At 55.5% G+C, this 11,553-nt stretch carries 12 protein-coding genes; 6 read left to right on the top strand and 6 right to left on the bottom strand.

The window, feature by feature from the left end:
* The first annotated feature begins 36 nt into the window (after window positions 1-36).
* The 3 genes from J2125_RS13195 (at window position 37) to J2125_RS13205 (ending at window position 1,723) form a co-directional block, all read left to right on the top strand.
* A complete protein-coding gene (locus J2125_RS13195; protein WP_017798999.1) occupies window positions 37-354 on the top strand; it encodes a hypothetical protein in 318 nt (105 codons plus the stop codon).
* Window positions 355-780: 426 nt separating this feature from the next.
* On the top strand, window positions 781-948 hold the full coding sequence (locus J2125_RS13200) for a hypothetical protein (RefSeq protein WP_017798998.1): 168 nt from the start codon (window positions 781-783) through the stop codon (window positions 946-948).
* Window positions 949-1,030: 82 nt separating this feature from the next.
* Entirely contained in the window at window positions 1,031-1,723 is a 693-nt protein-coding gene (locus J2125_RS13205) for a GntR family transcriptional regulator (RefSeq protein ID WP_017798997.1), read from the top strand.
* On the opposite strand, the gene J2125_RS13210 is transcribed toward J2125_RS13205, so the two are convergent.
* The 4 genes from J2125_RS13210 to J2125_RS13225 are packed head-to-tail and all read right to left on the bottom strand — an operon-like array spanning window position 1,720 to window position 7,483.
* Window positions 1,720-2,940 carry an amidohydrolase family protein gene (locus tag J2125_RS13210; protein WP_017798996.1) on the bottom strand — a complete coding sequence of 407 codons (1,221 nt, stop codon included), beginning with the start codon at window positions 2,938-2,940 and terminating at the stop codon, window positions 1,720-1,722. The genes J2125_RS13205 and J2125_RS13210 overlap by 4 nt on opposite strands.
* A complete protein-coding gene (locus J2125_RS13215) occupies window positions 2,940-5,417 on the bottom strand; it encodes a branched-chain amino acid ABC transporter ATP-binding protein/permease (RefSeq protein ID WP_017798995.1) in 2,478 nt (825 codons plus the stop codon). The genes J2125_RS13210 and J2125_RS13215 overlap by 1 nt, the downstream gene beginning before the upstream one ends.
* Window positions 5,417-6,280 carry a branched-chain amino acid ABC transporter permease gene (locus J2125_RS13220; protein ID WP_017798994.1) on the bottom strand — a complete coding sequence of 288 codons (864 nt, stop codon included), beginning with the start codon at window positions 6,278-6,280 and terminating at the stop codon, window positions 5,417-5,419. The genes J2125_RS13215 and J2125_RS13220 overlap by 1 nt, the downstream gene beginning before the upstream one ends.
* A 24-nt stretch (window positions 6,281-6,304) precedes the next feature.
* Window positions 6,305-7,483 carry an ABC transporter substrate-binding protein gene (locus J2125_RS13225; RefSeq protein ID WP_040462163.1) on the bottom strand — a complete coding sequence of 393 codons (1,179 nt, stop codon included), beginning with the start codon at window positions 7,481-7,483 and terminating at the stop codon, window positions 6,305-6,307.
* Window positions 7,484-7,675: 192 nt separating this feature from the next.
* Here J2125_RS13225 and J2125_RS13230 point away from each other — a divergent pair, with 192 nt between their 5' ends.
* Together J2125_RS13230 and yjdN are read left to right on the top strand one after the other, a co-directional pair.
* The gene (locus tag J2125_RS13230; RefSeq protein WP_017798992.1) at window positions 7,676-8,077 is read left to right on the top strand and encodes a nuclear transport factor 2-like protein; all 402 of its coding nucleotides are present in this window, start codon (window positions 7,676-7,678) and stop codon (window positions 8,075-8,077) included.
* Between the two features lie 111 nt (window positions 8,078-8,188).
* Window positions 8,189-8,626, top strand: coding sequence for a VOC family metalloprotein YjdN (yjdN, locus tag J2125_RS13235; protein ID WP_017798991.1), 438 nt, complete (start codon window positions 8,189-8,191; stop codon window positions 8,624-8,626).
* A 52-nt stretch (window positions 8,627-8,678) separates the two neighbouring features.
* On the opposite strand, the gene J2125_RS13240 is transcribed toward yjdN, so the two are convergent.
* Window positions 8,679-9,548, bottom strand: coding sequence for a nucleoside-specific channel-forming protein Tsx (locus J2125_RS13240; RefSeq protein WP_026111420.1), 870 nt, complete (start codon window positions 9,546-9,548; stop codon window positions 8,679-8,681).
* 384 nt (window positions 9,549-9,932) lie between these two features.
* Here J2125_RS13240 and J2125_RS13245 point away from each other — a divergent pair, with 384 nt between their 5' ends.
* Window positions 9,933-10,712, top strand: a complete 780-nt coding sequence (locus J2125_RS13245) for an ABC transporter substrate-binding protein (RefSeq protein WP_017798989.1) — start codon at window positions 9,933-9,935, stop codon at window positions 10,710-10,712.
* A gap of 34 nt (window positions 10,713-10,746) precedes the next feature.
* Here the strand turns inward: J2125_RS13245 and J2125_RS13250 are convergent, their stop codons facing one another.
* Window positions 10,747-11,526 carry a HalD/BesD family halogenase gene (locus tag J2125_RS13250; RefSeq protein ID WP_017798988.1) on the bottom strand — a complete coding sequence of 260 codons (780 nt, stop codon included), beginning with the start codon at window positions 11,524-11,526 and terminating at the stop codon, window positions 10,747-10,749.
* Window positions 11,527-11,553 lie beyond the last annotated feature (27 nt).

The following is an 11,553-nucleotide window of genomic DNA, read 5'->3' on the forward strand; positions in this document are numbered from 1 at the left end:
TTATCTGTTGAAAAATGGAGTTAAGGAGTCGCCAGGATGGCGTACAGTAACCGTCAAATCATCACATCACTGGAAGCAGACAGATATATTGCTTTGCGGCTGGAACGTGCTCTTGGTGGGGTTGGAGAGCAAATGGTGATACAGGGGAACATGTTCGCTGATGCCTTTACGCGGCTAACCTGGTATATATCCTGCCTGACTGATAATTATCAGGATGTCTGCCAGAATCTCAAAAATGAAGATAAGCGATTTGTGTTGGGTATTGTTGAACCTGTTATTGCAAGAAACAATTATTTTAGTCCATTTATAAGAACAGATAAAGAATTTGGCGAAGGATTGATGAGGTTAATATGATGATTGTCAGGTTTTTGAGATTTTAAGAGAGGGTATCATCTGGGAACTTACCGGATACATCCCGGCAGTTCTGATTATGATATTTGCTATCTTCGCGGTTAGCTATTGGGAAGAGTATGCTATTCAGTCAATTGGTTTGTTTATTTTGGCCTTGATTGTGGACTATTGATTTTGGATTAAAAAGCGGTTAAATAAAAAGAATAAATAAAATTATTTGATTCGCCAGTTATATTTTTCAATTTTGATCATTGTTTACATTTACGGTTGGTGTCACCATCGCCCATAAAAAAATCCCCCCGGCATTTGCGGATATCCCCCCGATCCTCTCGGCAGAGTCCGTGCATTCCACGTCAGCAACAACAGGATCCAGACGGCGAAGCAAACCAGCGGATAAGGGAATATCAGCACACAGGGCGCAGAGCGATTTTGTCAGTTGATGTGATTTCCGCCCCGATTCCCGGCAACCCGTTAGTCGCGCTGGATCTCGATCAGCCACTGCCGAAGGCGACCTTTTTTCTGATTCAGCGCCGCGACACCGCACTGACGCCGATGGGGGCTTATCTGGCGCAGCCGCTGAGCGTAAAAGCCAGATAAAGCTCACCGGGAAGTTATTCGTCCGGCGATTAACGGATGTTATGATAAGGCGAGTGTAGTCAGCCGCCAGTTGAGGTAAGGGATGAGTAAAGTCGCGACAGCGAAGCAGCGGGAAGTTCAGCGCATTGTTGATGCGTTATCCATTGCGATTGCTCAGCATCGCCTGAAGCCGGGCATGCGTCTGGTGGAAGCACAGATAGTTGAGGTGCTGCAGGCCAACCGCAACCACGTGCAGGCCGCGCTACAACGTATGGCGTTGCAGCATATTGTCACTATCGAACCGAACCGCGGCGCGATGGTGGCGCAGCCGGAAGCGCTGGAGGCACGCGAAGTATTTATCGCACGCCGGGCGATTGAAAGCGCGATTGTCGCCTGTATTACCCCGGAAGCGATGACGCAATATCAGAGCGAATTTAACGCCCAGCAGCATGCGGAGAAGGTGGCCAGTGAGCGCGAAGACCGACGCGATATTGTCCGCGAACTGAGTCAGTTTCATCTGCTGCTGGCCACCGCCAGCGGCAATAAGGTGCTGAGTGAAATTCTGGCCAATCTGATGGTGCGTAGTTCGCTGATTGTGGCGCTCTACCAGCGCAATGATATTCCCTCCTGCCAGTGCGCTGAGCATGCCGCCATTATCACCGCGCTGAAAGCCGGCGATACGGCGCTGGCGCAGTCGATTATGACGGAACACCTGAATGAGCTGGAACAGCAGCTGGATCTGGCTGATGCCGCGCCCGACCAGCTGAATCTGCGTCAGGCGCTGTTAACCGGTTAAGTCAGCAGGCGCGCTGCCGGACGTTCAAAGGTCTGACGTCCGGCTTTAAACCCCATCAGCGGCGGCGCAATTTCCGCCACCACATCACTGGCGCTCGCCACATCAAACACCACAAAATCAGCGTGACAGCCGGGCGCTAAACCGTAATCCTTCAGCCGCATCAGGCGTGCGGAGGCGGTGGAGATCCACGCCAGACAACGCAGCATATCGGCAGGCGTGCCCAGCTGGCTGATATTGGCGAGCAGATTGGCCTGGCGCACCAGCGAAGCATCACCAAAGGGGGTAAACGGATTGCCAATATTATTGCTGGAAAGCGAGCAGGTGACGCCGCAGCTGTCGAGGGTCGCCAGCGGCGCCACGCCGCGCGGCTTAAGCGCAAAACAATCGCGCGCGCTAAGAAACAGATCGGTGGCGGGCAGCGCGGTGACCTGCACGCCTGCCGTCGCCAGCGCGTGCGCCAGTTTGGTCAGCTCGGTTTTATCCAGAATCGACAGCTTAGTGACGTGGCCGACGGTAACCCGTCCGGCCATCTGCCAGCGCCGGGTCTGCTCAATAACACAGTCAATCATCCGTGCTTCGGGTTGCAGATCGAAATCAAGATGAAAATCGAGATCAACATCCCACTGACTGGCCAGCGTAAACAGCCGCTCAATCTGGCCGCGCGCATCGCTGTCGGTATAGGGGCAGCCGCCCAGCAGATCGGCGCCTTGTGCCAGTGCGCGGCACAGTAATTCTTCGGTGCCGGGGTTATTCAGCATACCCTCCTGCGGAAACACGCAGATACTGAGATCAAGCGCCCAGGCATAGTCGGCTTTCAACCGTTTAATCGCTTCAAAACCGGTCAGACCGATTTGTGGGTCGATCTCGACATGGGTGCGCATCCAGCAGGTGCCCTGCATAATCGCTTTTTCAATAATCTGTGCGCCGCGCTGATAAATATCCTGTTCATCAAAGTGCGCTTTGGCGTTGCGAGTCTGGCTGATCGCTTCCGCCAGTGTCCCTTCCTGCAGCTGGCAGCGCGGCATAATGCAGGCTTTATCGAGGTGGATATGGGTCTCAATCAGGCCCGGCAACACCAGTTTACCGCCTAAGTCGCGGAAGGCGCTGGTCGCCGCAGGGTCACTGAATTGCGTAACAAAGCGGCCCGCTTCGATACAGAGGGTGTGCAGCGCCGCCGAGTCCGGCAGGCGTGCATTCAACAGGGTCAGCCTTGTCATCAGTGCGTTCCTCCTAAATAAGCGGCGACTAATCCACCCTCGTTCTGCAACTGACGGGCATCGCCCTGATTGACGATGCGCCCTGATTCCATCACAAAGGCGCGGTCGGCAATTTCCAGTGCCAGATTCGCCATCTGATCGACCAGCAACAGGGTGACGCCATCATCGCGCAGGCTGGCGAGCGCATCGTACAGCTCGCCAATCATCACCGGCGACAGTCCAAGGCTCGGTTCATCCAGCAGCAGAATTTTTGGCTGCGACATTAGACCGCGCCCAATCGCCACCATCTGCTGTTCACCACCGGAGAGCAGTCCGGCAGGATTATGCAGACGTTCACGCAGGCGCGGAAAACGGCGCAATACCGCGTCGATATTGCCGCTGGTTGCGCGGCGATCCTGACAGGAGTAGCTGCCCAGCAGCAGATTATCCAGCACCGACAGCTGACCAAATACCTGGCGCCCCTCTGGCACCAGCGCCAGCCCCATGCTGGCGATCTGGCTGGCGTCAGCCTGATGAATAGCGACGTCATTCAGATAGATATTGCCGGATCGCGCCGGATGCAGACCCGCCAGGCAGTTCATAATGCTCGATTTACCGGCACCATTCGCGCCGAGGATCGCCACCGTTTCGCCCGGATTTACCGTCAGGCTGACCTGCTGTACCACTGGCGCTGCGCCGTAATCCAGCGTCAGTTCGTGCAGCACCAGAATCGGTTCATGGCTGCGTGCCAGCGGCTGGCGACGTGGCTGGGCGCGATAATCGGTACCGCCCAGGTAGGCGGCAATCACCTGCGGGTTACGCTGAATCGCCGCCGGTTTGCCCCATGCCAGCGGTTTACCGGCGTCCAGCACCTGCAAATGCTGACATACCGACATCACCAGCGTCATATCATGTTCCACCAGCACAATCGCCAGACCAAAACTGGCCAGCTGTTTAAACAGCCCGGTGAGATTATCGGTTTCTTCGCGGCTCAGTCCGGCGGCGGGTTCATCCAGCAATAAAATCGCCGGGTTAATTGCCAGCGCGCGGGCGATCTCCACCAGACGGCGATCGACATGCGGCAGATCGTCAGCCGGGGTAGTCACCGAACCGCGAAAACCGACCAGCGCCAGCAGCGACAATGCCAGCTGTTGCTGCTGTTCGCTGGCGCGCCGCCAGGGCCGTCCCATTCGTCCCTGTTGCAGCGCCACCAGCAGATTCTCCAGCACGCTCAGTTCACCAAACAGCTGAGTGGTCTGGTAGGTGCGCGCAATCCCGGCGCGGGCGATTTTCCATGCCGGCTGGCCGCGCAGATTTTCCTGCATGCGGATTTCACCGCTGTCAGCCTGATAGAAGCCGCTAATCATATTCAGCACCGTGGTTTTGCCCGCGCCATTCGGGCCAATCAGCCCTAAAATCGCACCTGGCTCTACATTAAAGCTGACGCCTTGCGCTGCCTGCACACCGCCAAAGCGGATGCCAATATCGCTGACGGTAAGGCGCTGACTGCTGCGTGGCTGAAAGTGCGCCCGCAGGCAGGCGTCATCCGCTTCTGCTGGTGCATACAGCGGCTGCGGACGGGCAAACCAGCGCGCCAGCGTGCCTAACACCCCTTTTGGCGCCAGCCATAACACACACAGCAGCAGCAGGGAGAAGATCAGCAGGCGATATTCGGCGAAGGTGGCCAGCAGCTCCGGCAACACCACAATCAGTAGTGCGCCCAGCACCGGGCCTAACAGCGTGCCGCTGCCGCCAATTACCACCGCCAGCACAAACAGAATCGACTGCGAAAAGGGAAAGGAGTCCGGATTAATAAACATCATCAACGGCGCTACCAGCGCACCGGCGGCGCTGGTCAGCAGCGCTGACAGTGCAAAGGCGAGGGTTTTGCTTTGCGTGGGATTAAAACCGAGCGAGCGGGCGGCAATTTCACTGGATTTTACCGCGCGCATCGCCAGTCCCCACTGACTGCCATGCAGCCGGGCGTAAAACAGCAGTGCCGCCAGCATCAGCAGCGCACTGCACACCGCCAGACCAATTGCCGGATCGAGACCGCCAAATTCAGGCATCGGAATGCCCATCAGGCCGTTGGAGCCGCCGGTGACATCGCGCCACTCAATCAGCACATGGCGCACCACCAGCGCAAAGGCAATCGTGATCATCGCCAGCCACGGGCCGCTGACGCGTAACGCCGGGATCGCCAGCAGCGCACCCAGCGCGCCTGCGGCCAGCGCGGCGACCACCATCGCCACCCCCAGTGGCAGTCCGGCCATTGTCAGACCGGCGGAGAGGTAGGCGCCAATGGCATAAAAGGCGATATGACCAAAAGAGATCTGCCCGCTCAGTCCCAGCAAAATATTCAGGCCAACCGCCACCACGACCGCCAGCGCACACAGCGACATCACCAGCAGTGCATAACTGCCAAGCCAGAACGGCAGCATAATGCTGACCAGCCCGAGCAACAGCAGCGCCGCCTGATTGTATGGCAGATTTCTCATCACACTTTTACCCTTACTTTTTTGCCGAACAGGCCGTCAGGCCGCAGTGCTAATGCCAGAATCACCAGCGAGAAGGTGAAGATTTGCGTAAATGCCGAGCCAAACCACAGGGTAATCAGTGCTTCCGCGAGGCCAAACAGCAGCCCCGCGACATAGATGCCGCTGGCGCTGGAGAGACCGCCGAGGATCGCCACCGCAAAGGCTTTCAGGCCAAACAGGGTGCCCATATCGCTGTTGATATTAAATAACGGCGCAATCAGCATTCCGGCGATACCGGCAAATACCGTCGACACCGCAAAGGCGGCGGCGATGGCATAGCTGACGCGGATGCCCATCAGGCGCGCGGCGCGCGGATTTTGCACGCAGGCTTCCAGCACCTTGCCCAGCGTGCTGTAACGGCGCACCAGCGTCAGCAGCAGTACCATCACCAGACCGCTAAGCGGGATCAGCAGGCTGAACAGCCCCAGCGTCTGGCCGAACAGGGTGAAACTGATATCGGTTACCGGAAACTGACGCGGCTCTTTGCCGAAGGTAAACATAGCGATGTTATCCACCAGAATGCCGCCCGCCACCGTCGCCATCAGCCAGGCATCAGAGCCTTTGCTGTGAAATGGCCGGATCAGCAGCCGTTCAATCAGCAGACCAAACAGCGCACAGATCACCAGTGTCATCGGGATTGCCAGCAGCAGCGGCCAGCCAAAGGTGACGATCAGCGAGTAACCGACCGTCGCGCCGACCATCATTGCGCTGCCCTGCGCAAAGTTAACCGTGCGCGAGACGATCCAGGTGATATGAAACCCCAGCGCCAGCAGCGCATACATGCTGCCGAGGCTCAGGCCGGTTGAAAGGGCGGTACTCCACATGGCATCACTCCTGTAGGTGGCGGATTACGGCTTAACCGGCATGATCTGCTCACCCACAAAATGGGCGAAGACGTAATCATCCGGCCCCAGCGCATCATGCTGCTGTGGCGTAAAGGGGTGCTGGTACTGTTTGATCAGGCCGTCATAGCTGCCGATCTGATAAAAACCGTCGCGGATGGCATTACCGTCCAGGCTGTCCGCTTTCTCCATGGCCAGCGCGGCAAGGTGCATCGCGTCATAGGCGTTAGCGATACCGACCGCCGGAGTGACATCGGCCAGCGTTTTGATCTGCGGGTACTGCTTTTTCAGCTCAGCGAGCACCCGCTCGCCGTTTGCGGAGTTGTGATCGGTAAACAGGAAGGTCTGAATAAAAGTCACCCGATCGGCGCCCGGACCGGCCAGTTCGCTAAAGCGACCGCCCGCCGGACCCCAATGGGAAACCACCGGCACCTGCCAGCCCATTTTATGCAGCGATTTCACTACCTGCGCCGACGGGCCAACATTGCCAACCATCAGCAGCGCATCGGCACCGGCGTTTTTCAGACGGGTTAACTGCGGCACCAGATCGACATCGCTGTCTTCGATACGCTCGGCACCGGCAATCGCCATCTGGCGTCTGGCCAGCGCGGCGCGAAAACCTTTTTCATTGGATTCGCCCCAGGGATTGTTCACCAGAATCATGCCCGGTTTTTTCATGCCGATTTTGCTGATGCCGTAGTTGACCAGTGCTTCATCCACCAGCTCATCCACCGCCGAGACGCGGAAGGCGTAGTTCTCTTTAGCGCCGTTATGGGTGATGCCGGTGCCTGCGGCCCAGATACCCATAAACGGCGTTTTCAGCTGATTGGTCAGCGGTACAATCGCCAGCGACACCGGCGTATCGAGTCCGCCAAACAGCAGCGCCACTTTCTCACGCTGAATCAGCTCACGCGCCGCCAGCATTCCTTTGCCGGGGTTACTTTCATCATCACGCCGCACCAGCGCCAGCGGACGGCCTTTAACGCCACCGGCGGCGTTGATTTCGTTAATCGCAATCGTCAGCCCGCGTGTCAGTGCTTCTCCTGACTTCGCGGATTGCCCGGACAGCGCCGCCACCAGTCCGACTTTAATCGGCTCTGCGGCGAAAGCGTTAAAAGAGAGTGCGGCGCAGAAGGTCACTGCGATGGCACTAAGCCACTTACCTGAAGTTATTATCTTGTTCATTTTCACACCTCGTGGATTGCTAGCTATTTTGATTTTATTTCTAGCAATTACGGTGCCAGTTTGTTATTTCTACCGCGAGCCGCTTTTTTACTCACTTTTTGCACTGAGGGAAGCGGGGCGTTATGCGCCATTTTGGTGCTTACTGCGCCGAAAAGGGGCAACTTAAACAGCAATAATTCAATGAGGTGCGTGATGAACGCTGAGCATCCTGCAGTACAAATCGTGCGCGAGTTTCTCGCCGCATCCATGGCACCGGACCCGGTACTGGCCGCCACTTTTATGACGCCAGCGGTAAATATCACTTTTACCGGCAAGCGAGTAATGGCCGATCCGCAGGCGATTACCGCCTTTAACGGCGGGCGCTATAAGTGGGTGAAAAAGGCGTTAGGCCAGTTTGACTGGATGGATCGCGGCGACTGCGTAGTGGTGTACGCCAACGGCACATTGTATGGCGAGTGGCCAGACGGACGCCGTTTTGCCGGTAATCGCTATCTTGATCGCTACGAAGTGCGGGCAGGCAAAATTACGCATATGGATGTGTGGAATGACAGCGCTGAATGGATTCTGGATCCGCAGATTGCGCAGTCGGCCTGAGTCAGCGTGCGGGCCGGTTATCGGCCCATTGTGCGGAGTGACGCCCATTTTAATCCGCCGGGGCTGACTACACTTTGCGCTGAGTGATCGCCCATTGTTAAGGAGTCAGCTATGCAAGTGAATCCCTATCTGTTTTTTAATGGTCGCTGTGAAGAGGCGATCGCCTTTTATCAGCAGGCCGTTGGCGCTGAATTACTGTTTAAAATGACCTTTGGCGAAATGCCGGCAGAGCAGCAACAGCAAGAGGGTTGTGCCTCCGCTTATCAGTTTCCGCCGGACAAAATTATGCATGCCCAGCTAAAAGTGGGTAACAGTGAAATCATGCTAAGTGATGGCGACATGTCCAGCACTCAGCAGCAGCATGCTGGCTTTGCTATCAGCCTGGCGGGCAAGGATGTCAACGAGGGAAAAAGCTGGTTTGATAATCTGGCGGCCGACGGCAATGTCACCATGCCGTGGCAGGAGACCTTCTGGGCCAAAGGCTTTGGTATGCTGACTGATAAATTCGGCATTCCGTGGATGGTGAATGTTGAGAAGCCGATGAAATAAGATGATGACCTTGTGCACGGGAGCCGCTATCGGCTCCCGTATTGTGGCAGAATCAGAAGTTATAACCGACCACCAGGTAGTAACCCCAGCCAGTAGATTTCACTTCAAATGGCCCTTTGCCAAAGTCCAGTTCGGTGCCGTCAGCCCACTGGCCGCCGTTATGGAAGTAACGCGCCACTACCGAGTAGTGCCAGTGATCGTAGCCCAGCGAGAGGATATGGCTGGAGGCGATGGAGTTATTGGTGCGCGCATCCCCGGCTTTATCCCGCAGCTCGGAACCGAAGTCAAAGTTGGTAAAGCCAACATAGCTCAGATTACCGCCCCACAGCTGAGTCAGCGGCAGGAAGTATTTAATTTTAAAGCGATAGCCGTCCCAGCTGTCTTCGTTGGCGGCGCCGTAGTTTTCCCACTGATATTTTGCATAGATATTCGCTGACAGCGCCATTTTGGTATGGGTGTCGATATCGGTGCCCAGACCCATATACCAGGTGTTCTGGCGGCTGGCTTTGTTGTCACCCATATCGTAGATATAGTTGTTAGCAAAGTACCACTCTTTGAACGGGCCGAAGCTGAGATCGGTATTGGTCAGTTTATCAATCGAGAAGCGCGGCTCGATTTCCATAAAGAACGGTGAACCATCGTCCCACGCGCCGGTATCATTGCCATTACCCACGCCAAACACTTTTGGTACGTCGATATAACCATAAAAATCGAACCAGTCTTTATGCGCAAAGGCTTCGTATTCAAGATAGACATCGTTATTCAGCTGCGGTCCAAAGCGCGTGTGATAGCTGCCCACCACGTTAACGCTCTGATGCCACCAGTCGGAAACATACTCCGGGCTATTGCTCTCTGCCATTGCTGAGACACTGTATGACATCGCCATCAGTGTGCCTGCCGCCATCAACATTTTTATTTTCATTTTATTACCACATGCTTAATGACCATTCGGTTTTGCAACATTGATGGTCTTGTTATGTTGCCCCTGCATGGCAGGAGGGTGATTTCCGTCGTCACAAAACAGATCCAACGCCTGAAAAAGTGCCCGCGCATCGTGCCTGCAACAGAGGAATAGAAAATAGATATTGCTCACATTTGTCAAAGTTTGTTTCATTATGATTCAGAGGTTTTGTGATCTTTGTCACAAAAATGTCGTATTTAAGCGCAATCGATTGGCTGATTAAAAAAACAGCAGTAGCGGCGGAGGGATTATCACGTATTGAGCGCTGCCAAAAAACAGGCAACTATGTTATTAATTTGAATAAATAATCGATCGCTATCTGGCTTATTTTCCGGGAAATAGTTTATGAAAAAAATCGCGCTCTCTGTTTTGCTGGCGCTGACCACCGTCAGTCACGCTGCCTTTGCTGAAACGCAGCTACGTTTTGGTGTCGATCCCACTTTCCCACCGTTTGAATCGAAAGCCGCCGACGGATCATTGCAGGGTTTTGATATCGATATGGGCAACGCCATCTGTCAGCAGCTGCAGGTGAAATGCGTCTGGGTGCAGACCGGTTATGACGGCATTATCCCGGCGTTAAAAGCGCGTAAATTTGACGCCATTCTGTCGGCGATGTCGATGACCGATAAACGTCGTGAACAGGTCGCGTTTAGCGACCGACTGTATATCACCCCAAGCGCGCTGATTACCCGTAAAAATAGTGGATTAAGCCCGGATATCGCCACGCTGAAAGGCAAGGTGATCGGGGTGGCGCAAGGCACCACCCAGGAGTCTTACGCCCAGAGTTTGTGGGCGCCAAAAGGCATTCAGGTGGTTTCTTATCCAAATCAGGAAGAGATTTATCCCGACCTGGCCTCGGGGCGCGTCGACGCCACTTTTACCAACGCGGCGTCAGCGGCCACCGGTTTCCTGAAATCGCCACAGGGTCAGGATTTCGCCATCAGTGGCAAGGCGCTTTATGATGATAAATGGTTTGGCGAGGGCGTTGGCATCGGCTTGCGTAAAGACGATGAGCAGCACCGCCAGATGATCAACAGCGCGCTGGCGGAACTGCACAAAAACGGCACCTACGACAAACTGGCGAAGAAGTATTTCACCTTTGATATATACCGTAAGCCAGAGTAATCCGCATGAACGGCACAAGCAGCCACTGCATGCTTTACAGACGGCCGTAAAAGGTCATTCTGGCGGTCTCTGACAGGGCGATATCCGGCCGGGCATTGTAAGCCAGCACCACCAGCATCCGGGTGGTATCGCCCTCGGTCGGCGTGACGCGATGCAGGGCGTTACGCCCACGAAACAGCACCAGATCGCCCGGTGCAATCACCAGCTTTTCTGGCGTCCGTTCCCCCTCCAGCACCTGCTGTACCCCGGCGAAATTCATCTCGCCGCGGTCGGCATCGCGCAGGTTGCTGACATACTCAAACACTCCTCCGTCCTGTGGCTTCTGGATCAGCAGAGTGATGGCAAATGAGGAGTTATCAAAGTGCCAGCCCAGCTCCTGGCCGTTATGCGCATAGTGCAGATTGATCGATGAGAGTGAATCGGCATAGGGATAGAGTTGTTGTTCGCCCAGCACGCCGCACAGAAACTGTTTAAACAGCCCGGCGTTATACAGCGCGCGCAGTGGCGAATCGGCGGGGATCTCTTCATCAGTAATACAGCCTTTTGACGACACCACCTGACGGTTACGCGCATGGTCAGCGGGCAGACTGCTATCGGGCTGACTCAGATAAACATTGTGACTGTTGCTGGCATAAAACGCCCGATGGCTGTTGGCGTCACCTTCCTGCTTAATCGACTGCAGGGCTTCGGCAGTAAGAAAATCCCGCAGCACCAGTGCGCCGCTCTGGTCGAGCTGTCGCTTACAGCCGGCAATGTACTGCTTGTCGCTAATCGGGTGGGATAACAGATTCAGGGTGGTGGCCAGACTGCTCATGAAGGCTCCGTAAAGGGCGGATAATTA

The sequence above is a fragment of the Winslowiella toletana genome (assembly GCF_017875465.1).
Taxonomy (GTDB): domain Bacteria; phylum Pseudomonadota; class Gammaproteobacteria; order Enterobacterales; family Enterobacteriaceae; genus Erwinia; species Erwinia toletana.

What these genes read in the sequence shown, in the direction of transcription:
- J2125_RS13220 (WP_017798994.1), bottom strand. Translation starts at nt 6,280, where the DNA reads ATGTGGAGTACCGCCCTTTCAACCGGCCTGAGCCTCGGCAGCATGTAT.
- J2125_RS13215 (WP_017798995.1), bottom strand. Translation starts at nt 5,417, where the DNA reads ATGAGAAATCTGCCATACAATCAGGCGGCGCTGCTGTTGCTCGGGCTG.
- J2125_RS13240 (WP_026111420.1), bottom strand. Translation starts at nt 9,548, where the DNA reads ATGAAAATAAAAATGTTGATGGCGGCAGGCACACTGATGGCGATGTCA.
- J2125_RS13245 (WP_017798989.1), top strand. Translation starts at nt 9,933, where the DNA reads ATGAAAAAAATCGCGCTCTCTGTTTTGCTGGCGCTGACCACCGTCAGT.
- J2125_RS13250 (WP_017798988.1), bottom strand. Translation starts at nt 11,526, where the DNA reads ATGAGCAGTCTGGCCACCACCCTGAATCTGTTATCCCACCCGATTAGC.
- yjdN (WP_017798991.1), top strand. Translation starts at nt 8,189, where the DNA reads ATGCAAGTGAATCCCTATCTGTTTTTTAATGGTCGCTGTGAAGAGGCG.
- J2125_RS13230 (WP_017798992.1), top strand. Translation starts at nt 7,676, where the DNA reads ATGAACGCTGAGCATCCTGCAGTACAAATCGTGCGCGAGTTTCTCGCC.
- J2125_RS13195 (WP_017798999.1), top strand. Translation starts at nt 37, where the DNA reads ATGGCGTACAGTAACCGTCAAATCATCACATCACTGGAAGCAGACAGA.
- J2125_RS13225 (WP_040462163.1), bottom strand. Translation starts at nt 7,483, where the DNA reads ATGAACAAGATAATAACTTCAGGTAAGTGGCTTAGTGCCATCGCAGTG.
- J2125_RS13205 (WP_017798997.1), top strand. Translation starts at nt 1,031, where the DNA reads ATGAGTAAAGTCGCGACAGCGAAGCAGCGGGAAGTTCAGCGCATTGTT.
- J2125_RS13210 (WP_017798996.1), bottom strand. Translation starts at nt 2,940, where the DNA reads ATGACAAGGCTGACCCTGTTGAATGCACGCCTGCCGGACTCGGCGGCG.